At 62.8% G+C, this 23,876-nt stretch carries 22 protein-coding genes; 11 read left to right on the top strand and 11 right to left on the bottom strand.

Features of this window, described 5'->3' with window-relative positions; translation table 11 throughout:
- Window positions 1–19: 19 nt before the first annotated feature.
- The 4 genes from AC3EML_RS03760 to AC3EML_RS03745 all read right to left on the bottom strand — a co-directional run bounded on the left by AC3EML_RS03760 (window position 20) and on the right by AC3EML_RS03745 (window position 4,276).
- The gene (locus tag AC3EML_RS03760; RefSeq protein WP_352520720.1) at window positions 20–1,099 is read right to left on the bottom strand and encodes an ABC transporter ATP-binding protein; all 1,080 of its coding nucleotides are present in this window, start codon (window positions 1,097–1,099) and stop codon (window positions 20–22) included.
- Window positions 1,100–1,111: 12 nt separating this feature from the next.
- Window positions 1,112–1,948 carry a carbohydrate ABC transporter permease gene (locus tag AC3EML_RS03755; RefSeq protein ID WP_023672164.1) on the bottom strand — a complete coding sequence of 279 codons (837 nt, stop codon included), beginning with the start codon at window positions 1,946–1,948 and terminating at the stop codon, window positions 1,112–1,114.
- A complete protein-coding gene (locus AC3EML_RS03750; RefSeq protein WP_023752837.1) occupies window positions 1,945–2,805 on the bottom strand; it encodes a carbohydrate ABC transporter permease in 861 nt (286 codons plus the stop codon). Before AC3EML_RS03750 ends, AC3EML_RS03755 begins: the two co-directional genes overlap by 4 nt.
- 202 nt (window positions 2,806–3,007) lie before the next feature.
- Window positions 3,008–4,276, bottom strand: a complete 1,269-nt coding sequence (locus AC3EML_RS03745; RefSeq protein WP_023685055.1) for an ABC transporter substrate-binding protein — start codon at window positions 4,274–4,276, stop codon at window positions 3,008–3,010.
- Window positions 4,277–4,382: 106 nt separating this feature from the next.
- On the opposite strand from AC3EML_RS03745, the gene AC3EML_RS03740 reads away from it, so the two are divergent.
- Window positions 4,383–5,252, top strand: a complete 870-nt coding sequence (locus AC3EML_RS03740) for a helix-turn-helix domain-containing protein (RefSeq protein ID WP_023706782.1) — start codon at window positions 4,383–4,385, stop codon at window positions 5,250–5,252.
- A gap of 119 nt (window positions 5,253–5,371) precedes the next feature.
- On the opposite strand, the gene AC3EML_RS03735 is transcribed toward AC3EML_RS03740, so the two are convergent.
- Both AC3EML_RS03735 and AC3EML_RS03730 read right to left on the bottom strand, forming a co-directional pair.
- A complete protein-coding gene (locus AC3EML_RS03735) occupies window positions 5,372–6,760 on the bottom strand; it encodes a HAMP domain-containing sensor histidine kinase (RefSeq protein WP_352520721.1) in 1,389 nt (462 codons plus the stop codon).
- 56 nt (window positions 6,761–6,816) lie between these two features.
- Window positions 6,817–7,488 carry a winged helix-turn-helix domain-containing protein gene (locus AC3EML_RS03730; protein WP_352520722.1) on the bottom strand — a complete coding sequence of 224 codons (672 nt, stop codon included), beginning with the start codon at window positions 7,486–7,488 and terminating at the stop codon, window positions 6,817–6,819.
- 224 nt (window positions 7,489–7,712) lie between these two features.
- Here AC3EML_RS03730 and AC3EML_RS03725 point away from each other — a divergent pair, with 224 nt between their 5' ends.
- Window positions 7,713–8,714: a LacI family DNA-binding transcriptional regulator gene (locus tag AC3EML_RS03725; protein ID WP_023692902.1), complete on the top strand. Its 1,002-nt coding sequence runs from the start codon at window positions 7,713–7,715 to the stop codon at window positions 8,712–8,714.
- 6 nt (window positions 8,715–8,720) lie between these two features.
- Here AC3EML_RS03725 and ocd read toward each other — a convergent pair whose 3' ends face one another.
- Together ocd and rocF are read right to left on the bottom strand one after the other, a co-directional pair.
- Window positions 8,721–9,782: an ornithine cyclodeaminase gene (gene ocd / locus AC3EML_RS03720; protein ID WP_352520723.1), complete on the bottom strand. Its 1,062-nt coding sequence runs from the start codon at window positions 9,780–9,782 to the stop codon at window positions 8,721–8,723.
- Window positions 9,779–10,714: an arginase gene (gene rocF, locus AC3EML_RS03715; RefSeq protein ID WP_023692900.1), complete on the bottom strand. Its 936-nt coding sequence runs from the start codon at window positions 10,712–10,714 to the stop codon at window positions 9,779–9,781. Before rocF ends, ocd begins: the two co-directional genes overlap by 4 nt.
- A gap of 146 nt (window positions 10,715–10,860) precedes the next feature.
- Here rocF and AC3EML_RS03710 point away from each other — a divergent pair, with 146 nt between their 5' ends.
- From AC3EML_RS03710 to AC3EML_RS03690, 5 genes are all read left to right on the top strand, one after another.
- Window positions 10,861–11,301, top strand: a complete 441-nt coding sequence (locus AC3EML_RS03710) for an Lrp/AsnC family transcriptional regulator (RefSeq protein WP_023818377.1) — start codon at window positions 10,861–10,863, stop codon at window positions 11,299–11,301.
- A 99-nt stretch (window positions 11,302–11,400) separates the two neighbouring features.
- Window positions 11,401–11,661: a hypothetical protein gene (locus tag AC3EML_RS03705; RefSeq protein WP_023672151.1), complete on the top strand. Its 261-nt coding sequence runs from the start codon at window positions 11,401–11,403 to the stop codon at window positions 11,659–11,661.
- Window positions 11,662–11,890: 229 nt separating this feature from the next.
- Window positions 11,891–13,105, top strand: coding sequence for a glycosyltransferase family protein (locus AC3EML_RS03700; RefSeq protein ID WP_352520724.1), 1,215 nt, complete (start codon window positions 11,891–11,893; stop codon window positions 13,103–13,105).
- 1 nt (window position 13,106) lies between these two features.
- Window positions 13,107–14,351: a glycosyltransferase gene (locus AC3EML_RS03695; RefSeq protein WP_352520725.1), complete on the top strand. Its 1,245-nt coding sequence runs from the start codon at window positions 13,107–13,109 to the stop codon at window positions 14,349–14,351.
- Window positions 14,348–15,496, top strand: a complete 1,149-nt coding sequence (locus AC3EML_RS03690; protein ID WP_023824401.1) for a glycosyltransferase family protein — start codon at window positions 14,348–14,350, stop codon at window positions 15,494–15,496. The genes AC3EML_RS03695 and AC3EML_RS03690 overlap by 4 nt, the downstream gene beginning before the upstream one ends.
- On the opposite strand, the gene AC3EML_RS03685 is transcribed toward AC3EML_RS03690, so the two are convergent.
- A complete protein-coding gene (locus AC3EML_RS03685; protein ID WP_081731654.1) occupies window positions 15,474–16,145 on the bottom strand; it encodes a class I SAM-dependent methyltransferase in 672 nt (223 codons plus the stop codon). The two genes, AC3EML_RS03690 and AC3EML_RS03685, sit on opposite strands and share 23 nt — an antisense overlap.
- 262 nt (window positions 16,146–16,407) lie before the next feature.
- Between AC3EML_RS03685 and AC3EML_RS03680 the strand changes: the two genes are divergently transcribed.
- The 3 genes from AC3EML_RS03680 (at window position 16,408) to AC3EML_RS03670 (ending at window position 20,587) form a co-directional block, all read left to right on the top strand.
- Window positions 16,408–19,122 (top strand): ABC transporter transmembrane domain-containing protein, encoded by a 2,715-nt coding sequence (locus tag AC3EML_RS03680; protein ID WP_023732839.1) that lies wholly within the window; start codon window positions 16,408–16,410, stop codon window positions 19,120–19,122.
- A 34-nt stretch (window positions 19,123–19,156) separates the two neighbouring features.
- Window positions 19,157–19,624: a cyclic nucleotide-binding domain-containing protein gene (locus tag AC3EML_RS03675; RefSeq protein WP_023672144.1), complete on the top strand. Its 468-nt coding sequence runs from the start codon at window positions 19,157–19,159 to the stop codon at window positions 19,622–19,624.
- A 111-nt stretch (window positions 19,625–19,735) separates the two neighbouring features.
- Window positions 19,736–20,587, top strand: coding sequence for an MBL fold metallo-hydrolase (locus AC3EML_RS03670; RefSeq protein WP_352520726.1), 852 nt, complete (start codon window positions 19,736–19,738; stop codon window positions 20,585–20,587).
- Window position 20,588: 1 nt separating this feature from the next.
- On the opposite strand, the gene AC3EML_RS03665 is transcribed toward AC3EML_RS03670, so the two are convergent.
- The gene (locus tag AC3EML_RS03665) at window positions 20,589–21,347 is read right to left on the bottom strand and encodes a polysaccharide deacetylase family protein (RefSeq protein ID WP_352520727.1); all 759 of its coding nucleotides are present in this window, start codon (window positions 21,345–21,347) and stop codon (window positions 20,589–20,591) included.
- Window positions 21,344–22,432: a glycosyltransferase family 4 protein gene (locus AC3EML_RS03660; RefSeq protein ID WP_023816112.1), complete on the bottom strand. Its 1,089-nt coding sequence runs from the start codon at window positions 22,430–22,432 to the stop codon at window positions 21,344–21,346. The genes AC3EML_RS03665 and AC3EML_RS03660 overlap by 4 nt, the downstream gene beginning before the upstream one ends.
- Before the next feature lie 74 nt (window positions 22,433–22,506).
- On the opposite strand from AC3EML_RS03660, the gene AC3EML_RS03655 reads away from it, so the two are divergent.
- Window positions 22,507–23,685, top strand: coding sequence for a DUF3095 domain-containing protein (locus AC3EML_RS03655; RefSeq protein WP_488505158.1), 1,179 nt, complete (start codon window positions 22,507–22,509; stop codon window positions 23,683–23,685).
- Window positions 23,686–23,876 lie beyond the last annotated feature (191 nt).

Below are 23,876 nucleotides of genomic sequence, written 5' to 3'. Positions count from 1 at the left end.
CTTGCAAGGCTGGAATCGCTCAGCGCAGCCGCTGGCCGTCTTCATCGAACAGATAGGATTTGCGGATGGACACGGTGATCTCCTGGGTGTCGGGGACCTTTGCCGCGTCGCGCTGGATCACCAGGTCTTCGCCATGGGCGGTCCTGGCATAGATGAAGCTGGTGCCGCCGAGATGCTCGACCACGTCGATGCCGACGGTGAGGTCGGCTTCGCCTTCGCCGCCATTGCCGAAATGTTCGGGCCGCACGCCGACAATGACCTTGGCTCCTGTTTCTGGCACGGCGCCGGTCAACGGTTGCATAATGCGGGTCTTTTCCTCGCCCGCCAGCTCGACGGTGACGCTGCTCGTGTTGCGCCCAACGACGCGGCCCTTGATGAAATTCATCTTCGGCGAGCCGACAAAGCCGGCGACGAACTGGTTGTCGGGATTGTCGTAGAGATCGAGCGGCCGGCCGATCTGCTCGACATGGCCACCGCGCAGCACCACGATCCGGTCGGCCAGCGTCATCGCCTCGGTCTGGTCGTGGGTGACATAGATCATCGTCGTGCCGAGCTCCTTGTGCAGGCGCGAGATCTCGACCCGCATCTGGACGCGCAGCTCGGCGTCGAGATTGCTCAACGGCTCGTCGAACAGGAAGACTTGCGGTTCGCGCACGATGGCGCGGCCGATGGCGACGCGCTGGCGCTGGCCGCCGGACAATTGCCTCGGCCGCCGCGCCATCAACTCTGTGATGCGCAGGATTTCGGAGGCCCGCTTCACCCGCCGCTCGGTGTCCTCCTTGGGGTTGCCGGTCATCCTGAGGCCAAAGCTCAGATTCTGCTCCACGCTCATGTGCGGGTAGAGCGCGTAGGACTGGAACACCATGGCGATGCCGCGCTCGGCCGGCTCGACATCGTTCATCACCTTGCCGCCAATGGCGATCTCGCCGCCGCTGATATCCTCCAGCCCGGCGATCATCCTGAGCAGCGTCGATTTTCCACAACCCGACGGGCCGACGAAGACGACGAACTCGCCATCGGCGATATCGATGTTGGCGCCATGGATGATCTCATAGACGCCGAAGCGTTTTACGACATTGGTGAGGGTGACTGCCGCCATATCGCTCTAGTCCTACTTGACGGCGCCGGCGGCGATGCCGGCGATGAAATGGCGCTGCAGCAGCACGAAGACGACCAGCATCGGTACGGTCAGCATGACGGCGCCGGCCATGATGCCGCCCCATGAGACCTTGGTCAGGCCGATCAGCGTGCCGAGCGCCACAGGGGCCGTCATCGCGCCGGGCTGGCTGTTGATCAAAAGCGGCCAGAGATAATTGTTCCACGAGGCGAGGAACAGGATGATGGCGAGTGCGGCCAGCATCGGCCGCGCCAGCGGCAAAGCGACGAACAGGAAGATACGCCATTCCTTGACGCCCTCGACACGTGCCGCGTCGAAAAGGTCGGCCGGCATCATCGAGAAAGCCTGGCGCATGAACAGCACGCCCAGCGAATTGAACAAGGGTGGCACGATCAGCGCAATCCAGGTGTTGGCGAGCTGGAAGTCGCGCGCCACCATGATGAATTGCGGGATCAGCACCACCGCATAGGGCAGCGTGATGGTGCCGAGGATGATCGCCACCACCGCGCCCTTGCCGAAGAACTGATAGCGGGCGAGCGCCCAGCCGGCCATCGAGGTCAGCAGCACCGAGAAGAAGGTGTAGGTCACCGCCACCGCCACCGAAATACCAATAGCGCCGACGAAATTGGTGTCGCGCTGCAGGTTGTTGAAATTGTCGACGAAATTGCCGTGCGGCAGAAGCTCGATGCCGGGGCTGAAAATGCCGTTGTCGGGCATGGTCGAAAACACCACCATCATCCACAGCGGAAACAGCCAGATCACCGCCAGCGGTGTCAGGACCAGATGCAGCAGGACGCTGCGGCCGAGCCGGCGTTGCGACAGCGAACTCATTTCGGCTCTCTTGTCAGCCACAGCTGCACCAGCGTGATGGCGATGGCCAGCCCCGCCATGGTGTAGGCGACGGCCGAGGCGTAGCCGAAATTGAGCGAGCGAAAACCCTGGCGGTAGAGCAGCAGGCCAAGCGTCTCGGTGCCGCCGCCGGGGCCGCCGCGCTCCGTGATCAGGAACGGCTCGGTGAACAGCTGCATCGTGCCGATGATCGACAGCACGGCGCAAAACACAATGACCGGCTTGAGCAGCGGCAGCGTTATGTAGAAGAACTGCTTGAGCTTGCTGACGCGGTCGAGCGTCGCTGCTTCATAGACATCCTCGGGGATTGACTGCAGGCCGGCGAGCAGGATGATGGCGTTGTAGCCGGCCCAGCGCCAGGTCACCGCGATCATGATCAGCGCCATGGCCGGGGTGACGTTGGAGAACCAGTCGATCTTGGCCAGGCCGATGCCGGCGAGCAGCTTGTTGATGATGCCGAAATCGAGATTGAACATCAGCCGGAACACGGCGGAATAGGCGACCTCGCCGACCACCACCGGAGCGAAGAAGGCGAAGCGGTAGAGGCCACGTGCTTTCAGCAGCGGCGAGTTCAGCAGCACCGCCATGATGATCGCCAGCGAGATCATCACCGGCACCTGGATGACGAGGATGAGCAGCGTGTTCTTCAGCGCGTTGAAGAAAGCGGGGTCGCCGATCAGGCGGCCCCAGTTGAATGTCGGCGCAAAGCGCCAGGGCACCGTGCGCGTCGCCTGGAAGGAAATCATGAACGAGGAGATGATCGGCCACACCCAGAAGATGGCGAAGATCAGGAGGTAGGGCGTGAGGAAGCGATAGGCCGTGGCGTTCTGGTAGCGCATGGTTCCTCCTCCTTCCTCTTTCCCGGCTGATATCCGGCGTGTTGTTAGCCGGCGGACGCCGCCGGCAATTGGCGATCTGTTGGGCGAGAGCGTCCCTTTCCCCGCCACTATACGGGGAGAGGATGCCGGCAGGCAGGTGAGGGGCAGCGCCAACAGTCCGGCAAATTGCCCTATATCTGGCCCGCCAGCATCACCGCCTTGGTCACTTGATCGGCAGTCCCGTCGCCGAAGCGATCTGGCTGGCGGCGTCGTCGAGGGCGGCCTTGGCATCGGGATAGCCGCCGCCGAGATATTTGGTCTGCACGGCGCGCATGATGATTTCGGCGTCGCTCTGGAACGGCGTGCCGCGGCTCGGCACCACCTTGGGCAGCGTGGCGAGAATGTCCTTCCACACTGCCTGGCCGCCCCAATAGGGCAGGCCCTGCGAGACGTAGGGGTCGTCGAGGGCCGAGATCAGTGACGGCACCAGGCCGAAATCCCTGAGCATGGTGATCTGGCCTTCATTGGTCTCGAGCGTGTATTTCAGATAGGCGTAGGCGGCCTCCTTGTTCTTCGAGGCTGAGGTGATGGCGAGCGACGAGCCGCCGAGATTGGCGGCGCGCGGGCCGTCGGCGGTCAGGCTCGGCATCAGATAGACACCCCATTTGCCGTTTTCGCCGGCGGATTCGGTGCGGATGGTGCCCTCATACCAGCCGCCATAGACCTGGGTGGCGACGGTGCCGGCGGTGTTGTTGGTGATCTTGGTGCCCCAGTCGGCCGACGAGATGATGCCGGCGTCCTTCATGTCCTTGATCTTGGCCAGCGTGTCGACGCATTTCGGCTGGTTGACGGTGATCGACTGCCCATCGGCGGCGAAATAGCCGCAGCCCTGTTCGTTGGAAATCATGCGGAAGAATTCGGTGTCGCCGTTGAAATCGGCATTGGTCATGGTGACGCCGGGATTGGCGGCCTGGACCTTCTTGCCGGCGGCGATGAAATCGTCCCAGGTCTTGATCGAGGCCGGATCGACGCCGGCCTTCTCGTAGAAGTCGCGGCGGTAGAAGGCGGCTACCGGGCCGGAATCCCACGGCATGGCATAGGCCTTGTCGCCGACCTCCAGTTCGGTGCGCTTGAAGTCCGGGAATTTCTTCTGGTCGTCGGCGGTGTAGCCCAGCGTGTGCAAATCGACGAAGCAATCGGGGAACTGGCTCCAGTAATTCTCGGCCTCGCCGTTTTCGATCGAGACGATATCGGGCAGGCCGACGCCGCCGGCCGCGCAGCCGGCGATCGACTTGTCATAGGTCGGCTGGTTGCCGAGATCCTGAACGGTGACCTTGACGTCGGGATGCTGCTTGTTGAAGCCGGCCACCGTCGCCTTCAGCGACGAAGCGGCGATATTCCAGCTCCAGATCGTGATTTCGCCGGACTGCGCCAAAGCCGGGGTTGAGCCCAGGCCAAGCGCCAGCGCGGCACAGATCAGTGTCGTGCGCATTGAAATCCTCCCATTTCATTTGCTCTCTCTTCGCGAGCATGGCTAGACTAGGCGGCGCGGAAGGCTTGTCCCTGACAACGGGAATAAAAGATGGGCGGAAAGTAAGATGCCGGAACGGCCGTTTTACCAGCCTGGCGCCAGCAGCGTCGAAGGCCTGCCGATGGCTTTGCAGATGTTTCACAACCATCCGCTGGTGATGCTGAAGCCGCATTGGCATGCCCAGGTCGAGGTCAATTTCATCGTCCGCGGCAGCGTGCACTACCGCATGAACGAGCACGAGATCGCGCTCACGGCGGGCGACATGTGCCTGTTCTGGGGCGGGCTGCCGCACCAGATGGACGATCTCTCCGACGACGCCATCTATGCCGGCGCGCATCTGCCGCTGGTGCATTTCTTCCGCCTGCACCTGCCGACGGATGTCCGCCACCGGCTGATGACCGGAGCCACGCTGGTGACATCGGCGACCGACCAGGCCGACCATCACAATTTCGAACGCTGGAACCGCTATTTCCGCTCGGGCGATCCGGCGATAACCGAGCACGCCGTGAACGAGCTGCTGCTGCGGTTGGAGCGGGTGCGCTTCGAGCCCTACCGGCTGGTGCCGGAAACCGCCATCGGCCAGGAACCCGGCGGCCCGTTCGACCAGCAATCGCTGCGCAATGTCGGGCGCATGTGCGACTTCATCGCCGAGAATTTCCTCTACGACATAGACTGCGTCGACATCGCGGCGGCGGCCGACATCCATCCCAAATACGCCATGAGCATTTTCAAGAAATCGACCGGCATGACGCTCAACGAATATATGAACCTGTTGCGGCTGAGCTATGCACAGGCGCTTTTGATGCATGAAGACGCCAATGTGCTGCGCGTCGCCATGGATTCAGGCTTTGGCTCGCTCAGCGCCTTCAACAAATCCTTCCGCAAGCTGGCAGGGATGTCGCCTTCGGATTTTCGCCGGGGTGCGGTGGGCCGATAGGTTCAACGGTCATCTTGATCAACCCGCAGCCGTTCCGGGTGGAAACATGTGCAAGGCTAATCGCGGGAGAGGTGTCGAGCGAAGCTCGACGGAGTGGGGTCGACCTGGCTCTGGCGTTGTCATTTCAAGCCGGGACCGGTGCCCTCCGCCCGAGGAAACCCGACAATTACCGCCAGCCCAGGCCGGCGATCCTCCAGCGCAATCGTTGCACCATGCAGGTCGGCGATTGCCCGCACCAGGCTGAGGCCAAGGCCGCTGCCGGGCGTGGTGCGGCTGGAGTCGAGCCGGTAGAGCCGCTGGAACACTTTTTCGCGCTCCTGCGCCGGGATGCCGGGGCCATTGTCGGCGACCTCAGCCAGAATGCGGTCGCCTTGCCGCCGCACCGATAGAAGGATCGCCGTGCCATCGGGGCAATGCCGCAGCGCGTTCTCAACCAGATTGGCAAACAATTGCGTCAGCAGGTCGCAGTCGCCGTGGACCAGGCATGGGGTGCCGTGGACGATCGTGGCCGACAGCGACTTGCCGTCATCCTCGGCGACACCGGCGTAGATTTCGGCAATGGCATCGATGACGCCGTTGAGGTCGAGATCGACAAAGCGCGCCTTGCGAGCGCCGGCCTCGATCTGGGCAATACGCAACAGCGCATCGAAAGTATCGTTGATCTGCAGGCTTTCCCCACGTGCCTCCGCCAGCTCATCGGCAACGGCCTCACCCTGCGCGGTCCTGTCGGCCGCAGCTTCCAAAATCATCTGCAGCCGGTTGAGCGGCGTCTTCAGATCATGCGCGATGTCGGCGCTGACCTGGCGCATGCCGTCCACCAGCGCCGCCAGCCGCTCCAGCGCGGCGTTGACCTGGCGCGAGACGCCGTCAATGTCGTCGCCATTGCCGAGCAGTGGAATGCGGGCGTCGAGCCGGCCGTTGGAGACATCGTCCATGGTGGTGGCAATGCCGTCGAGGCGGCGCTGCACGCGCGCCGCCAGCAAGGCGCCGCCAGCCACCGCCAGCCCTGAAATGATCAGGGTGGCCCAGCCGAAGCTCATCAAAACGATGCGTTCCAGCTCCTCGGTTTCGGAGAGCGAGAAGGCGATTGTCAGGCTGTTGGGCCCGACCGAACCGGTCCAGGCGCGGTACATAGTGTCCGGCGCAACGCCAGGCAGGGAAGCGGCAAAATCCGAAAAGCCATCGGGAAGGTCGGCGGCGGTGAAATTCCCGGCCAGGCGATTGCCGGCGGGATCGGTGAGCGAGAACAGCTGTTCCTTGCTCGGGCTGAGCGCGGCGTGGCTGTCGACTGCCGAAACCAGATCCTCCCGGTCGTTTCCGGCATAGGTCACCGCCACGACCGAATAGGTCTCCTTGACCGACTGGTCGAGCTGCTCGGCAAGATCCGCGCTCATCAGCTGGTAGACGATGGCGCCTGACAGGATGAAGGCGAGCACGAACAGCAAGGCGAAGGTCAGGGCCAGCCGAAACGGCGTGCTGCGCAGCAGGCGAGAGCCTGTCTCAGTCATAGTGCGTTTCAGTCATGGCAAGCTTCAGTCATGGCAAGTTTCTGTCATGCCGCGCCTCAGTCGTGAACACTGTAGCCAGTGTTGCGCACGGTGTGGATCAACGTGGTTTGGAACGGCCTGTCGATCTTGGCGCGCAGCCGGCTGATATGGGTTTCGACGACGCTGGTCTTGGGGTCGAAGTGAAAATCCCAGACCCGTTCCAGAAGCATGGTGCGGGTGATGACGCGGCCCTCGCCGCGCATCAGCACTTCGAGCAGGCTGAATTCGCGCGGCTGCAGGTCGATCGCCTGGCCCTGCCTGGTGACGCGGCGCTGGATCAGGTCCATTTCGAGGTCTGCGATGCGCAGCGTCGTCTTCAGCTCCTGCACCGCAGGGCGACGGCCTAGCGCGTTGATGCGGGCGAGCAGTTCGGAAAAGGCGAATGGCTTGACGAGATAGTCGTCGCCGCCGGCCTCGAGCCCTTCAACCCTGTCGTCGACGCCGCCGACCGAGGTCAGAAAGATCGCCGGCGTACGCACGCCCGCTGCCCGCACCGCCTTGATCATCGACAGGCCGTCGAGGCCGGGCAGCATGCGGTCGACGACGATCACGTCATAGGCATCGCGTGTCGCGGCAAACAGCGCGTCGCGGCCATCGCGCCTGAGGTCGCAGATATGGCCTGCCTCGCCAAGGCCTTTGACGACATAGTCGGCGGTGCGTGGGTCGTCCTCGACAAGGAGAAGTCGCATCGTTGTTCCGATGGTTGGCGATTGAGCAGTTCGCGGCTCTCGAACCTTATCCGGTTGTGACAACAGGTCGACCACCAAACACCCAGCCTTGCGGCTTTTTCTTGGCGGCAGATCGCTCCGCTCAGCAGGTTGCTCAAAGGGACATTGACACTCGAAAGCTGCGCTCTAGCGTGCGACACATCCGGTTACGCAATCATTAGGCTAATCGAGTCAGAGGACAAGAAATGACGACGATTGCCGATGTCGCGCGCCATGCCGGAGTGTCGGTCGCAACCGTCTCGCATGTGATGAACCGCACGCGCCATGTCGAGCCTGAGACGGCCGAGCGCGTCCATTCGGCCATCGCCGCCTTGCGTTACAGTCCGAACACGCTGGCGCGCAGCCTGAGGCGCGGCGAGACCAAGACCATCGGCCTGCTGCTGCCGGACAATTCCAATCCGTTCTTCGCCGGCGTGGCACGCCAGATCGAGGATGCCGGCTTCCTTGCCGGCTATACGGTGATCCTGTGCAACTCCGACGGCAGCGCCGAGAAGGAGGAGCGCTACCTCCAGGTGCTGATGGCCAAGCAGATCGACGGGCTGATCTTTGCCGGCTCGTCCGATCATGCGCGGGTGTTCTCCAGCCTTCTGCCCGGCGTCCCGGCGGTGCTGATCGACCGCGAGATCCATTCGGTCAATGTCGATTCCGTGCTGGTCGATCACGATTATGGCGGCTATCTCGCCGGCCGCTATCTGGCCGGGCTCGGTCACGAGAAGATCGGCGTCATCGGCGGCCCGCGCGATTCCAGCTCCAGCCCCGCCCGCCTGCGCGGCTTCGCCAGGGCGCTGCAGGAAGCCGGCCTCGACCTGCCGCCGGCCTCGGTGGTGGATTCCGACTACCACTTCGCCGGCGGCCGCATGGCGATGGAGCGGCTGATGGCGCAGGCGCCGGGGATCACGGCGCTGTTTGCCTGTAACGATCTGATGGCCATGGGCGCGCTGACAGTGCTGCGCGGGCGCGGATTGCGGGTCCCCGGCGACATGTCGATGATCGGCTTCGACGACATACCCTATGCCGTCACCACCTGGCCGCCACTGACGACGATCGCACAGCCGGTCGAGAAGATCGGCACCCGCGCCGTCAGCCTGCTGCTCGAGCGGGTTGCCGAGCCGGCGGCGCATTCGCGCCGCGAAGTGCTCACCCCGGTGCTCGTCGAACGGGAGAGCTGCGCGCCGTTGCGCGGCTGAAGCCCCTCAGGCGGCTGCCGGCTGCAGCGCTGCCCTGAGCAGCATGCCGAAGAGGTCGCGCGGCTCGTCGGGATCGGCGAGCAGGTCGAGCTCCTCGTAGAGGCCGGTGGCCTGAAGCTGGTCTCTGATATAGCGCAGTGCGGAAAAATCCTCGGTGGCGAAGCCGACGGAATCGAACAAGGTGATCTGTTCCGCCGTCTTGCGGCCTTCCGCCTTGCCGGTCATCACCTGCCACAACTCGGTCACCGGATGGTCGGCGTGGAGCTGCTGGATTTCGCCCTCGATGCGCGTCTGCGGCGAGAACTCGACGAAGATGTCGGAGCGCAAAAGGATGTCGCGGTGCAGTTCCGTCTTGCCGGGGCAGTCGCCGCCGACCGCGTTGATGTGCACGCCGGAACCGACCATGTTGTCGGTGAGGATAGTGGCGCACTGCTTGTCGGCGGTCACCGTGGTGATGATGTCGACGCCTTCGACAGCATCCTGGCCCGTTGTGCAGATGGTGATGTCGAAGCCTTTGCCGGCGAGGTTGCGGGCGCATTTTTCCGAAGCGGAGCGGTCGATATCATAGAGCCGCAGCCGGTCGACGCCGAGCAGCGCTTTGAAGGCGACAGCCTGGAATTCGGACTGGGCGCCATTGCCGATGATGGCCATCGAGCGCGCGCCTTTCGGCGCCAGATATTTGGCCGCGACAGCGGAGGTCGCCGCGGTGCGCAGCGCCGTCAGGATCGTCATTTCGGTCAGCAGCATCGGATAGCCGGAGCCGACATCGGCGAGCACGCCGAAGGCGGTGACGGTCTGGCGCCCCTCGCGCATGTTCTTCGGATGGCCGTTGACATACTTGAAGCCGTATAGCCGGCCGTCGCTGGTCGGCATCAGTTCGATGACGCCGTCATGGCTGTGCGAGGCGATGCGCGGCGTCTTGTCGAACAGCTCCCAGCGGCGAAAATCCTCCTCGATATAGGCGGCGAGTTCGGTGAGGAACCGCTCGACGCCGATGGTCAGCACCAGCTTCATCATGCGGTCGACGCTGACGAAGGGGACGATGGCAAGGCGGGAAGGCTGGGTCATGCAATGCTTCCGGAATGGCTGCGGGTGGGGCGGTCCATGATGCGCCGGCCCATCAGGCTGGCGGCGAGGTCGACCATCAGCGTGGCGGTGCGGCCGCGCTCGTCGAGGAACGGGTTGAGCTCGACCAGATCAAGGCTGGAGACCAGGCCGCTGTCGGACAGCATCTCCATCACCAGATGCGCCTCGCGGAAGGTGGCGCCGCCGGGCACGGTGGTGCCGACGGCCGGCGCGATGGAGGGGTCGAGGAAGTCGACGTCGAGGCTGACATGCAGCAGGCCGTTTTCCTTTTCGACGATGGCCAGGAAGGCGCGCAGCAAAGGTGCGACGCCGTGCTCGTCAATGGTGCGCATGTCGTGCACGGTAACCCCCGCTTCGCTCAGCGCCCGGCGCTCCGCCGGATCGACGCTGCGCAGGCCCATGACGCAGATGTGGGCAGGGTCGACGGCGACAGGCAGGTCCGGGAAATAACCGTTGAAGCCCGGCCGGCCGCTGGCATAGGCGAGCGGCACGCCGTGCAGATTGCCGCTGACGGTGGTATCGAGCGTGTGGAAATCGGGATGTGCGTCGAGCCACAGCACGAAGAGCGGCCGGCCGCGTTCGGCGGCGCGGCGGGCTATGCCCGACACCGTGCCGGCCGATATCGCGTGGTCGCCGCCAAGGAAGATCGGCATGGCGTCCCGCGAAGCCGCATAGGCGGTCTCGGCAATTGCCGCCGTCCAGGCGGAAATCTCCGGTAGGGCCTTCAGCGCGAGATTGCCATGGACGATTGCGCGCACGGCGGCCGGTTGCACCGCGCCCCAGTCCTCGACCTCGTGGCCGAGTTCCGACAGCACCGAGACAAGCCCGGCCGTGCGCAGCGCGCTCGGCCCCATCTCGCATCCCATCCTGCCGGCGCCGTCCTGCACCGGCGCGCCAACGATCCTGCAGCGCATGGTTCTTGTTGTCCTTGCAAATTGATTGGGCGGTTGATGCGTGGAATGAACCATCCCGGCCCGGCAGTATGAACAGGCGAAATTGGCATTTCGAGAAGAATGATTTATCATTCCGATAAGTCGCTTTGGTCAAAGTGGATAGAATCATGGACTTGCTCGACGAAAGGCTGGTCACGCTGCTCAGGCATGTTGCCCGGCGCAGCATCTCCGATCTCGCGGTCGATCTCGGGGTGTCGCGCGCCACGGTCAGGGCGCGCATGGAGCGACTGGAAAAAACGGGCGAGATCATCGGCTACACGGTGGTGCTGCGCGCCGACGCGGTCGACCAGCGGATACGCGGCGTGATGATGATCGAGATCGAGGGCCATGCCGCCGACCGCGTGGTCCGGGCGCTCGGCGGCCTCGCCGAGGTTTCGACCATTCACACCACCAATGGCCGCTGGGACCTGGTGGTCGAACTCGGAACGGCGTCGCTCACCGATTTCGACGCGGTGCTTAGGCGGATACGGCTCATCCCGGGGATAACCGGCAGCGAGACAAGTCTGCTGCTGGCAACGCCGAGGACGACAAGGGCGCGGCTGGCTTAGCCGCCGTTCCGGCCGGCGTGTTCACGCAAAGCTTTGGGCGGAACTGGCGAATGGGTCGCCTGGCTGACGAATCTCATTGGGGCCGCAGCTATGCTCCACATGACGGACGAAGCCGGCATGACGCGAGATTGCACCAGCTTCAACGGTGCACGGACCGGACGCTTGCCACAGGCCAAGGCTGATGGCAGGATAAAAGGCCGCAACGTGCGGCCTCTGGCGGCCGTTGTGTTTCGATGGATTATGAAGCATTTTCCCAAGGTGCGGGTTCTCCTCACAATGTGCGGCAGCCTCGTTTCGCCTTGGTCGCCCTTGATTTTTCGCAATGTGCGCTTTGCCTGCCTCAGGCCGCAGGGCATTTAATTCCACGGGGTCAAGCCTCATGACAGAGATTTGTGCTCGGGCCGTCTATCGTCGGCGAAGACAAGGCATGGCGCCACAATCAGCGCCCCTGGCATTCGTGACCTGGTGAAGAATGCCGTTGCGTACCTCTCGCCCCCATGTTTCAAAACAGGTCGATAGACCCGTGAGAATGGTTTCGAAGCCTGCGGGGTTGCCCACGGTCCGGCGAGAATTCTAAAAGACGTTCACAATGACACAGCACGCAAAAGACGCACGAATTCTCATGTACAGCCACGACACGTTCGGGCTCGGCCATTTGCAGCGTTGCCGAACGATCGCGCATTCGCTGGTCGGGGATTTCCGCGGACTTCAGGTGCTAATCATTTCGGGCGCCACCATCGCCGGCGCCTTCGACTACCGCGCCCGCGTCGACTTCGTGAAGATCCCCAGCGTCATCAAGTTGCGCAACGGCGAATACACCTCGCTGGAAAAGGACATCGATCTGCATGAGACGCTCAGGATGCGGCAGTCGATTATTCGCCACACAGCCGAGAGCTTCCGGCCGGATATCTTCATCGTTGACAAGGAACCGCTGGGGCTGCGCGGAGAGATCGAGGATACGCTGTCCTACCTCAAGACGCGGGGCACCACGCTCGTGCTTGGCCTGCGCGAGGTGATGGACGCGCCGCATTTGCTCGAAGCGGAGTGGGCACGCAGGGATGTGATGCGCAAGATTGGCCTGTTCTACGACAAGGTCTGGGTCTATGGCCCGCCGGATTTCTACGATCCGTTGACCGGCCTGGACGTGCCGCCGGCGGTCAGGGCAAAGATGAAGTTCGTCGGTTTCCTGCAACGGAGCCTGCAGCAGAACCAATTGCCCGGCCACCGGCCCGAGGGCGACTATATCCTGGTTACCACCGGTGGCGGTGGTGACGGCGCCGACCTGATCCACAACGTCATCGAGGCCTATCAGCAGGATCCGCTATTGCAGCACAGGGCGCTGATCGTGCTTGGGCCTTACATGCCGGCGCGCAAGCGCAACAAGCTGGTCAGGAAAGGGGCCAAGATCCCCTATGTCAAGATCATCGAATTCGACAACCGCATGGAAGAGCTGATTGCCGGCGCCAAGGCGGTGGTGGCGATGGGCGGTTACAACACCTATTGCGAGATACTGTCTTTCGACAAGCCGGCGCTGATCGTGCCGCGCGTCACGCCGCGCGAGGAACAGCTGATCCGGGCACGGCGCGCAGCCGAACTCGGCCTCATCGAGATGCTTTTGCCCGAGGAGGCCGAGGATGCCCAACGGTTTGCCGATGCGCTGCAGGTTTTGCCGGGCCGGCCCCGCCCATCGCAGAGCAATGCGCATCTGACGCTGGAAGGGCTGCCTCATATTTCCGAAATCGTCGCGGAACTGCTCGACCGCCGGGCCGGCCATCACCTTTCGGTCATTGAAGGCATGAACTGAGTTGCAACACCGCAAGATCGTCGTGGTTCTGAAGGGCTATCCGCGGCTGTCGGAAACCTTCATCGCGCAGGAATTGCTCGGTCTCGAGCGTGCGGGGTTCGACCTGATACTTTTCGCGCTCAGGCGGCCGACCGACGCAAAACGTCATCCCGTGCATGACGAGATCAAGGCCCCCGTCCATTATCTGCCGGAATATCTGCACAGAGAGCCGCTGCGCGTGGTTCGATCGCTGTTTGCCTGTCTGCCGCGGCCTGGCTTCTGGCGCGCGCTCAAATCGCTCGCTGCCGATATCCGCCGCGACTTTACGCGCAATCGCGCGCGCCGCTTCGGGCAAGCGCTGGTGCTGGCGGCCGAATGGCCGCAAGATGCCGGATGGCTGCATGCCCATTTCGCGCACACGCCGGCATCGGTGACGCGCTATGCCAGCCAGCTTCGTGGCTTGCCCTGGAGCTGCTCAGCCCATGCCAAGGACATCTGGACGTCGGCGGACTGGGATCTGGCCGGCAAGCTTTCCTCGGCGCGCTGGACGGTCACGTGCACGAAAACCGGCTTCGACCATCTGAAAAAACTCGCCAACGGCAGTTCGTCCGTGCATCTGAGCTATCATGGGCTCGACCTTGACCGCTTCGGCAGTTTCGGCGAGGCGCGAAAACAGCGTGACGGCTCGGCGCCGGCCGAACCGGTCATGATCTTGAGTGTCGGACGCGCCGTTGAAAAGAAAGGCTATGATACGTTGCTGGAGGCTCTTGCCCTCTTGCCTGGCGATCTGGCGTGGTGTTTCGAGCATATCGGTGGCGGCGAGGAACTGAACCGGCTGAAGGCGCTGGCGCAAAGGCTCGGGCTGGAGGGGCGCGTCTCCTGGAAAGGCGCGCTGGCGCAGGAGGAGGTGCTTGAGCACTACCGCAGCGCCGACATTTTCGCTTTGGCCTGCAGGATCACCGCGGATGGCGACCGGGACGGCCTGCCGAATGTTCTGGTGGAGGCGGCCAGCCAGCGGCTTGCCTGCGTGTCGACCGATATTTCCGGCGTGCCGGAGCTTTTGTCGTCGGATGAAACCGGGCTGCTGATTCCCTCGGAAAACCCGACTGCCCTGGCACAGGCGCTGGAGCGCCTGATCCGCGATCCCGTCCTCCGCGCCCGTCTCGGCGACGCCGCGGAGCGGCGCGTGCGAAGCAATTTCGATCATGTGGCAGGCATTGGACAGCTCAAGGAACTGTTCGAGCGGGAGTGGCGGGCCGCCGAATGAAGCGGCTGCGCGCTTTCTTCTATGTTCAGCACCTGCTCGGCATCGGCCATCTCGCGCGCGCCAGCCGCATTGCGGCGGCTCTGGTCGATGACGGGTTCGACGTCACCGTCGTGACCGGCGGAGCGCCGATCGCGGGATTTCCGGGATCGGGTGTAAAATCCGTGACCCTGCCGCCTGTCACCTCCGGTGACGAAGGATTTTCCGGACTTGTCGACCTGCAGGGCAAAGCCATCGACGATGATTTCAAGACGCGGCGCTCAGAGATGCTGCTGCAGGCTTTCCGGGATTACAGGCCCGACATCGTCATTATCGAGGCGTTTCCCTTTGGACGCCGGCAGATGCGTTTCGAACTCTTGCCACTGATCGAGGCCATCGAAGCGACATCGCCCAGACCGCTGCTGGCGGCGTCCGTCCGCGACATCCTTCAGGAGCGCGTGAAGCCGAGCCGAAACGAAGAAACGGTCGATATCGTCAACAGGCATTTCGATCTTGTCATGGTCCATGGCGATCCGGCTTTCGCAACCATCGACAAGACATTTCCGCTGGCTGGGGCGATCAGGGCCGAGGTCGCCTACACCGGGCTCGTTGCCGCGCCGCCGGCGCAAGCGGCCTCAGAGCGCTTCGACGTTCTGGTGTCGGTTGGCGGCGGGGCGGCCGGAAAGAGCCTTGTCAGATCCACCGTCGCGGCGGCGCGAAGTGCCGATAACGCCTGGACATGGTGTTTGATCACCGGCCCAAACCTGCCGAAGGACGAGTTTGACGCGATTTCACGCGATGCCTCCCCACGCCTGTCCATCTTCCGGTTCCGCGGGGATTTCGCCAGCCTGCTGACCGGCGCCCGCCTGTCGGTCTCGCAGGCGGGTTACAACACGGTCTGCGATGTCATGCGCGCGGGGTGTCGCTCGCTGCTCGTTCCATTTGCAGCCGGCGGGGAAACCGAGCAGACGCGTCGCGCTCTGATGCTCGAAGAGCTCGGTCTTGCAACGGTGCTGACGGAACAGGACCTGACGCCTGAAGGTCTGGCGCATGCGATCGAGCAGGCGCTTGCCGGACCGCCGCCAGCCGCGCATCGTCTCGATCTGGAAGGGGCGCGGCGCTCGGCGCAAATCCTGCGCGAGCGCTTCAAACAGCTCCGATCAGCATGAAGCGTGTATAATTTTTTGTCGGCAATTCGCCGGAGAACCTGATCTGCCGCAGCGCCGCCATGGCTTCGAAGGCCGCAAGTGACGCCACGCAGTTGATGTGCGTCGGCTCGCTGAAATAATCGTTCGACTGCAGCAGCACGTTCGTACCCCGCGGAAGCAGGGCAAGCCAGGCGCTGAGATCGGCTATGTGTTCGCAGCTCGTATTGACCACCAGGTCAGGCCCGCCGGCGGCATAGTCGAGTGTGTACATATCTGCCGTCAGCGCTTGAAACCGCTCGCCGGCTTGCCGGTTGAGTGTCCGGGCGACCGCGCCGACTTCGGGATCGATGTCGATGCTGTCGATCGCCGCGATGTCGAAGCGGGCGTCGTTGAAAAGCATCGCCGGCAATACGCCGTACCATCCACCCAGAACCCATATGCGTTCGAACCGGCCGCCGTCGCTTTCGAACAGCCTGTCGAGCGCCCACATCTTGCAGGCGACCTGCTTGTGGTTGAAGGCATTGGCGATATCGGCCTGCGGATGCTTGGCGATGACGCGCGCCAGCCCGGCCACGAGAGGGTGGTCGACGTAGGCGGCAATTCCCCGCGTGAGGTCCAGGGCTTGCTCATGCCCACCCATGCCGGCATTGCGTGGTTGCGTGACATCCATCATATTCGTCTTCTATGTTGGGATTTCCGGCGACACAACGCAATCTTGCCTCTTGCCTGTTCGACTTGCGGACGCGACTGTGCCGCAAGCCGTTTCGCCATTGCCCGGAGGAGGCCGATTGAATTTGTCCGGACCATCGGCGCCCATCCGCCTGGCGCGCAGCTGCCGCTTTGAGCTCGTCGTTGGCGGCGAAGACATGGCCGATACACCATTTGCCAGCAGGTGCCTTTACATTCCGCATCCTTCAAACTGACAATCGCATATGGAAACCAGCCTAGCCCGCTATATCTGGACGCACACCAGGAAGCAGCAGCTCTGGATATTGATGATCGTCGTGCTTTCGATGGTCCCGTATTTCATGTCGTTCGACCTGCCGAAGCTGATCGTCAACGGCCCGATCCAGGGCAAGGGGTTCGAGCAACCGGGCGCGACCCTGCCATTCATGCGGTTGCACTATAACCTGCCGTTCATCGGCGAGGTCCAGTTCTTCTCCGGTTTTCAACTGGACCGCACCTCGACCCTGCTTGCGCTCAGCCTTGTGTTCCTCTTGCTGGTCGTCATCAACGGCTTGTTCAAGCTCTACATCAACACTTACAAGGGCCGGCTCGGCGAACGCATGCTGCGGCGTATTCGTTTCGATCTGGTCGATCGTGTGCTGCGGTTTCCGCCGGTTTACTTCAAGCGGGTGAAATCCGCCGAAGTGGCGACCATGGTGAAGGACGAGGTGGAGCCGCTGGGCGGCTTCATTGGCGATGCCTTCCTGCAGCCGGTGCTGCTCGGCGGCCAGGCGCTGACGGCCATGCTGTTCATCATGGTCCAGAACGTCTGGCTCGGAATGATAGCGGTCGTGATCGTGGCGATCCAGATCGTGCTTATCCCGCGAATGCGGCGGCGGCTGCTCGTGCTCGGGCGCCAGCGGCAGTTGACGGCGCGCGCGCTTTCAGGCCGGGTTGGCGAAATCGTCGACGGCATCGGCGCGGTTCACGTCCACGATACGTCGAACTACGAGCGCGCCGACATAGCAGCCCGGCTCGGGCTCATCTTCAAAATCCGCTTCGATCTTTACCAATGGAAATTCATGGTAAAGTTCCTCAACAATTTTCTCGCGCAGCTCACGCCCTTTCTGTTTTACATGATCGGTGGCTATCTGGTCATCCAGGGGCGGTTGGATGTCGGCCAGCTCGTGGCCGTGATCGGCGCTTACAAGGACTTGCCCGGACCGATGAAGGAACTGATCGACTGGGATCAGGACCGGCAGGATGTCCAGGTCAAATATCAGCAGGTCGTCGAACAGTTCACCGTCGAGAATATCATCGCGCCGGAAATCGGAGCACTGACGGTCGACGATCCCGATCCGATGACCAAGCCGCTGTCGGCGGTCAGCCTGTCGATAGCAGACGATGGCGGCGCAATGCTCCTCAATCGCATCTCGCTCGAGGTCAAGCCGGGTGAGACGGTGGCGCTGGTCAGCACCGCAACAGGGGGAGCGGAGGCGCTTGCGGAAGCCTTTGCGCGGCTGACCTGGCCGGACAGCGGAAGGATCGTTTCGGGCTCCGATGACTTGCTCGATCTCCCCGAAGCCGTGACCGGCCGGCGCATGTCCTACGCTTCGTCGGATGTTTTCCTGTTCCAGGCAAGCCTGCGCGACAATTTGCTCTACGGGTTGAAGCATGCGCCGCTGACATCGGTGACATATGACGGCGCCGCGGCGGACCAGCACCGTTGGAATATCGACGAGGCGCGCCGGTCGGGCAATCCGGATCTCGATATCCGCAGCGATTGGATCAACTATGCCTCCGCCGGCGCCACCGGCCCGCACGACCTCTTCGAAGCCGTGCGCCGGGTGCTCGACGCGGTTCTTCTGTCGCGCGACATTCTGGATCTAGGCTTGCGCTCTTCGGCCGACCTCAAGCGCCACACGAAGCTTGCCGGGCGGATCGTCGAATTGCGTGCGGCGCTGCGAACCCGGTTGGAGGAAGAAGGCCTGAGCGCGCTGGTGGTTCCTTTTGAACCGGGCGCCTACAACAAGGAAGCGACGATCGGCCAGAACCTGCTCTTCGGCGCTGCGGCCGGCCCCGAACTGGCTCACAAGGCACTGGCGTCCAATCCCTATTTTGCTTCCGTGCTGAAGCAAGCCGGCCTCGACCGCACGCTCTACGAAATGGGCATGGAGATCGCCGAACAGGCGATCGAGCTGTTTGCCGACCTGCCGCCCGAACACCAGTTCTTCCAGCAGCTCGCCTTCATGAGCGCCGAGGAGATACCCGCCTACGAAACCTTGCTGCAACGGCTCAAGAATCGCCCCTACGATGCGGTTTCGGAGAACGACCGCGCCATGATGGTCACGTTGAGCTTTGCCTATATCGAGCCCCGGCATCGCTTCGGCCTCTTGACCGACGAGCTGATGAGCAAGATCATCGCTGCACGCAACCAGTTCTATGAAAACCTGCCGGCCGAGCTGGAGAAAGCTGTCGAACGGTTTGACCCTGCCAAATACATCGCCGCGGCCACCGTCATGGACAACGTCCTGTTCGGGCGTGTCGGCAACAACCATCCCGACGCGCCGGACCGCATTCGCTCCATCGTCTATGATATTCTTGACGAACTGGGGCTTTATGCCGAGCTTCTGGATGTCGGCCTGGACTTCAACGTCGGCGCCGCCGGCAGGCGGCTGACCGGCGGACAGCGACAGAAGCTCGATGTTGCCCGCGCCTTGCTCAAGCGTCCCGATTTCCTCATTCTCAATCGGCCGCTGTCGGCGCTCGACCAGCGCGTGCAGGACAAGGTGCTGCGGAATGTGCTCGACGAAGCCAGACGCGACGGCCATTCGCCGGCAATTGTGTGGGTGGTGACGAATCCGGCAATGGCGACGATGTTCGACCGGGTTGTGGTCTTTGACTCAGGCCAATTGGTGGAAGACGGAACACATGAGACACTCTTGGCGGGAAACGGTATCTTCAAGGAACTTGTGTCATAGTCTGGCAAACGCGAATTCAGGAAGGTTTGCGACAATGCTGCTCAAGGATGAAGTTGGAATGCTGCAACGCGTTCCCTTGTTCTCTGGCATCGAGCCGACAAAGCTCAAGCTGCTCGCGTTCACGTCCGATCGCGTGAACTACAGTGCCGGCCAGATTCTTTTCCGGCAGGGCGACGAGGCAGACGCCGCCTATGTCATCCTTTCTGGCAGCGCGGATATTCTGGTCGATTCCGACAATGGGCCGATCAAAGTTGCCGAATTGCTGCCAAATTCGATCGTTGGCGAGATTGCCATATTGTGCAACAGCTCCCGTACTGCCACCGTCAAAGCGGCAAGTGAGCTGGAGGCCTTGAGAATCCGCAAGGACCATTTCCTGAGGCTTATGAAGGAGTTTCCCGAAATGACCATCGAGATATTGCGGGTTCTTGCCGATAGGCTAAGCAGTACGACCGCGGACCTGATCGACGCACGAACGGCCGAGAGCGATTCACAGTTGCACTGAAGCGGCGAGCCGCTCTGTTTCTTTGTTTGGATGCAGTTTCCGGAACCGTGTCACACCTTTCCTGGAACGACTCTGGCAGCAGTTGGTTGGCTACGATGGGCGAAAGGGTGCATGGACGACGATTTCTTCCTTGTCAGGTTTTGGGGCGTGCGCGGCAGCATTGCGGTGTCGGGGCCAGAATTTGCTCGCTATGGCGGCAACACGATCTGCATCGAGATGCAATGCGGCAATCATACGCTTCTGTTCGACGCGGGCTCCGGCCTGCGGCCTGCCGGCAGGACGCTTCGAGCGTCGGGCGTCACCGATTTCGACCTGTTTTTTACCCATTGCCATTACGATCACATCATCGGGCTGCCGGCTTTCAAGCCTATTTATGAACGAGGCATCAAAGTTACGCTTTGGTCCGGGCATCTCGCTGGACGCATGACGACGCGGCAGATGGTCGATGAATTCATTCGGCCGCCATGGTTTCCGGTGACACTCGGTGTCTGCAAGGCGAGCCTCGACTGCCGCGATTTCGCATCCGGAGACCTGCTTCGGCCACGCGAAGGAGTTGTTGTACGAACCGGTAGTCTTACCCATCCGGGCGGCTGCATCGGCTACCGGGTCGAATGGGGGGGCCGCGTCGTGGCGGTCATCACAGACACCGAGCACGAGCCGGGCAAACTCGATCCGGCGGTGCTCGGTCTGATCGAGAATGCCGACCTCGTCATTTACGATTGCACCTACACCGAGGAGGAAATGGAGCGCTACCGCGGCAACGGGCACTCGACATGGCAACAGGGCGTCAAGCTCTGCGAGGCGGCCGGCGCGCGCGGGCTTGCGCTGTTTCACCACGATCCGGCACGCACAGACGATGAGCTGGACGAGATGGAGAAACTGGCCAAGGACAGATTTGCCGGCGCTTTTGCGGCGCGGGATGGCCAGACGCTCACATTTCCAGTCTTGCACAAAAAGCGCTGAGCTATTTTCCGGCGCTGCGTTCTGTCAGTGTGCTGATCGGAAGCCATGCGCAGGCTTCTGCCCGCGCGGTGATCGTGAACAGCCGTTCGAGGAAAAGCCAGGCCGATTCATCATGGACGAGATGGTGGGTGAGCAGGCCGACCGGTTCGCCGCCGTCGAATGCACGCTGCAATTGCGCGACGATGGCCTGAACCAACAGACCATGATCGCGGCAGCCGCGCGTGCCATGCCAATCCATGATGTCGACATTGCTGTTGATGACCGCCAGGGAAGCCGGCCTTGCCGGCCCGAACACCGACAATGCCGCAAATCCTATCGATCCGAGGTCGGGTACCAGACCGGCGTCGATCCGGTTCCAGGGCGGCACCAGCATCGGAACCGCACGTGCGCCGTGCAGGCCGGTTACACGCGACAGCCCGCCGGCCAGCTCATCCAGCACCACCTCGCGTGGCCGATGCGCGCCGAGCTCCTGCTTTTTTTGATCCTCGGGCGCATGATTTCGGTGCGCCCAGCCATGAATGGCGACCGTGGCATGCGGCGCGGCGTCAAGCCGGACGACAAGCTTCCCGTCGGTCCGGGCCGGAATGACGGCCAGAGTGACCGGAACCGCGAAGTCACCGGTGAGGTCGAGCAACCGATCGAGCGCCGGCGTCGGATCCACGGCGTCGTCGTCGCGCAGCCAGAACTCTGCCTTGCGGCCCGCCCGTTGCCGGTGCGCCAGCTCGTCCACCAGGGGCTGCCAAGTCGGGTCGGATGTCATGACAACGGGATCATCTTGAGAAGTTCCGCCAGACGGGCCTTTGCAGCACCGAGAGAGCGTTCTTCCAGAACGAAACGTCTGGCCTCTGCAGCCATGATGGTTCTTTCGTCATTACTGGCCAGAAGCCTTGCGATGGCGGAAGCGAACGCCGCCACATCGCCCGGCGGGGTGAGAAACCCGGTCTGGCCATGCCGCACGACCTCCGGCACGCCGGCAATGTCCTGAGCCACCACCGGAAGGCCGGCGGCCTGTGCTTCAAGATAGGCAATGCCATAGGCCTCGCCGTAACCCGGCCAGACGTAGATTCCCCCGCTATAGAGGACATCCGGCACGGCGACCGGCTCGATCGCGCCAAGCCATTCGATACGGTCGGCGGGCAAGCCGGCGAATTGAGCCTTTACCTCGTCACGGGCAGGTCCGTCCCCGACGACCGACAGCGTCCAGGGGAGGTGGCCGATCAACCCGAGCGCCTGCGCCAGCATGCGATAGCTCAAGACCTTGTCGCCCGGGCGCATCATGGCGACGGTCACGAGGCGCGTCGGATAATCCAGTAGCGGCATTTCGTGGAATGCCGATGTGTCGATGAAGGGTGAAAGCATACCGAGAGCGGCGTGGGGAACAGCATCCGCCAGCCCCTGGCGATCCCTTTGCGTGAAGCAGATGTTCAGCGCCGCCTGTTCGATGGCTCGCGCCACCAATGCCTGGCTATCGGCCCACGAACCGGCGTTGCGCCGTTCGGAATAGGAGGCTTCGGCCGTCACATAGGGGACGGCAAAGGCCAACGCCAGCCCGGGCCCGATCAGGTCGGGCGCCTTGTAGTAGGGATGATAGGAGAACCAGAGATCGGGCTTGCCGTCACGGTCCCAAAGCCTTGTCAGTCGCGCGGCTTCGTCCCGCGCCTCGATCACGAGCGCATGGAAACTTTTCGGTTCCGGCTGGCGTAGATAGAAGCGCAACTCCGATGCCAGTTCGACGCTATGCCCGCCATGCTGCAGCGCCTGGACCAGCATCCGTGCCATCTGGCGGTCGCCGGAGACAACGGGATGATTGGGCGACTTCAGCGGGGCGTAGAAGGCAATTCGCATCGCGCGATCCTATCATCGCAAAGCCTGCCCAAGTCAATTTCGAGGCATGATTGACTTCACCTTCAAGCGCTGGAATGTGCTATCTGATGCTTATGGAAACAGCAGTCGCGTCCGACCCGTTCGTCGCTTCTTTGCCGGTCTTCGCAAAGTTCGAAAGCGTTGCCGATATCGACAACTATCGGCCTCTCCCCGATGGCTGGGCCCTGGCCACCGCCGACATCGTCGGCTCGACCAAGGAGATCGAAGCCGGGCGCTACAAAACCGTCAATATGGCCGGCGCCAGCGTCATTTCGGCGCTTCTCAACGCGCTGGGCCGGCAAGATCTTCCCTTCGTCTTCGGCGGCGACGGCGCGCTCGTGGCGTTTCCCGGCTCGGCGCTGGAGATCGCCCGTATCGCGCTGGCTTCTGTCCAGAGATGGGTGGCGGACGAACTGGACCTGACCTTGCGTGCCGCAATCGTGCCGATAAAGGACATAAGAGCGCAAGGCCTCGACGTTCGCGTGGCGAGGTTCCAGGCCTCCGAAGCAGCCTTCTATGCCATGTTCGCCGGCGGCGGCGGCAGTTGGGCGGAAGCCGAAATGAAAGCCGGGCGCTACCGCGTCGACCCCGCCCCGGCCGGCGCGCGGCCGGATCTGACCGGCCTCTCCTGCCGCTGGAACCCGATCGAAGCCCGGCATGGCGAAATTGTCTCGATCATAGCCGTGCCGGGGGCATCGCGCGACTTGCGTGGTTTCCAGTTTCTGGCTTCCGACATCATCGCCCTTGCCGGCAGGCAGGAGCGCGATGGCCACCCGGTGCCGGTGGACGGTCCGGCCTATAGTCTCTTGCCCGCCGGTCTCGATGTCGAGGCACGGGCCACGGCGCCGCCGGGGCGGCGGTGGCTGGCCAAGCTGTGGGTGATCTTCCTGATGACGCTTACGGCCGTCACCGACAAATTGGGCTGGACGATCGGCGGTTTCGACCCGAAGGTCTACAAACGCGAGGTGGCCAGCAATTCGGATTTCCGCAAGTTCGACGACGGCTTGAAGATGACCATCGACGTCGACGCGGATGTGTTGCAGCGGATCGAGAACCGGCTGAAACAGGCGGAAGAGGCCGGCATCTGCAACTATGGCCTGCACCGCCAGAAGTCGGCCTTGATGACATGCCTCGTCATCTCGCCGCTGCAGCGCGATCATGTTCACTTCATCGATGGCGCCGCCGGCGGCTATGCAATGGCTGCCGCAAGCCTGAAGGCGAAGGCGCCGGTCTGACGACGGCTTGGGGAAATCGATTTTCCGCAATACGCCTCGGCCATGGTTCTTGAGACCCGGCGAGCCCGACGGTGCCTGAGCCGACCAATTTTTTGCGCGATGTCAGGATCGGGATTGCACTTCGCCGGCAGCCTCGCCACATAGTGTCGCAGGTGATTTGTGCGGTCGACGTCTGCTTGCTTCCTGCAAGG

The sequence above is a fragment of the Mesorhizobium sp. P170090 genome (assembly GCF_057786115.1).
This window is presented reverse-complemented; position numbering and strand designations above follow the sequence as displayed.

Excerpts from the sequence above, each read along its gene's own strand:
- AC3EML_RS03660 (WP_023816112.1), bottom strand. The coding sequence starts at position 22,432 with ATGCGAATTGCCTTCTACGCCCCGCTGAAGTCGCCCAATCATCCCGTT.
- AC3EML_RS03655 (WP_488505158.1), top strand. The coding sequence starts at position 22,507 with ATGTGCTATCTGATGCTTATGGAAACAGCAGTCGCGTCCGACCCGTTC.
- AC3EML_RS03750 (WP_023752837.1), bottom strand. The coding sequence starts at position 2,805 with ATGCGCTACCAGAACGCCACGGCCTATCGCTTCCTCACGCCCTACCTC.
- AC3EML_RS03680 (WP_023732839.1), top strand. The coding sequence starts at position 16,408 with ATGGAAACCAGCCTAGCCCGCTATATCTGGACGCACACCAGGAAGCAG.
- AC3EML_RS03705 (WP_023672151.1), top strand. The coding sequence starts at position 11,401 with ATGACGGACGAAGCCGGCATGACGCGAGATTGCACCAGCTTCAACGGT.
- rocF (WP_023692900.1), bottom strand. The coding sequence starts at position 10,714 with ATGCGCTGCAGGATCGTTGGCGCGCCGGTGCAGGACGGCGCCGGCAGG.
- AC3EML_RS03700 (WP_352520724.1), top strand. The coding sequence starts at position 11,891 with ATGACACAGCACGCAAAAGACGCACGAATTCTCATGTACAGCCACGAC.
- AC3EML_RS03745 (WP_023685055.1), bottom strand. The coding sequence starts at position 4,276 with ATGCGCACGACACTGATCTGTGCCGCGCTGGCGCTTGGCCTGGGCTCA.
- AC3EML_RS03670 (WP_352520726.1), top strand. The coding sequence starts at position 19,736 with ATGGACGACGATTTCTTCCTTGTCAGGTTTTGGGGCGTGCGCGGCAGC.
- AC3EML_RS03760 (WP_352520720.1), bottom strand. The coding sequence starts at position 1,099 with ATGGCGGCAGTCACCCTCACCAATGTCGTAAAACGCTTCGGCGTCTAT.
- AC3EML_RS03710 (WP_023818377.1), top strand. The coding sequence starts at position 10,861 with ATGGACTTGCTCGACGAAAGGCTGGTCACGCTGCTCAGGCATGTTGCC.
- AC3EML_RS03725 (WP_023692902.1), top strand. The coding sequence starts at position 7,713 with ATGACGACGATTGCCGATGTCGCGCGCCATGCCGGAGTGTCGGTCGCA.
- AC3EML_RS03740 (WP_023706782.1), top strand. The coding sequence starts at position 4,383 with ATGCCGGAACGGCCGTTTTACCAGCCTGGCGCCAGCAGCGTCGAAGGC.
- AC3EML_RS03675 (WP_023672144.1), top strand. The coding sequence starts at position 19,157 with ATGCTGCTCAAGGATGAAGTTGGAATGCTGCAACGCGTTCCCTTGTTC.
- AC3EML_RS03755 (WP_023672164.1), bottom strand. The coding sequence starts at position 1,948 with ATGAGTTCGCTGTCGCAACGCCGGCTCGGCCGCAGCGTCCTGCTGCAT.
- AC3EML_RS03685 (WP_081731654.1), bottom strand. The coding sequence starts at position 16,145 with ATGGATGTCACGCAACCACGCAATGCCGGCATGGGTGGGCATGAGCAA.
- AC3EML_RS03690 (WP_023824401.1), top strand. The coding sequence starts at position 14,348 with ATGAAGCGGCTGCGCGCTTTCTTCTATGTTCAGCACCTGCTCGGCATC.
- AC3EML_RS03730 (WP_352520722.1), bottom strand. The coding sequence starts at position 7,488 with ATGCGACTTCTCCTTGTCGAGGACGACCCACGCACCGCCGACTATGTC.
- ocd (WP_352520723.1), bottom strand. The coding sequence starts at position 9,782 with ATGACCCAGCCTTCCCGCCTTGCCATCGTCCCCTTCGTCAGCGTCGAC.
- AC3EML_RS03735 (WP_352520721.1), bottom strand. The coding sequence starts at position 6,760 with ATGACTGAGACAGGCTCTCGCCTGCTGCGCAGCACGCCGTTTCGGCTG.
- AC3EML_RS03665 (WP_352520727.1), bottom strand. The coding sequence starts at position 21,347 with ATGACATCCGACCCGACTTGGCAGCCCCTGGTGGACGAGCTGGCGCAC.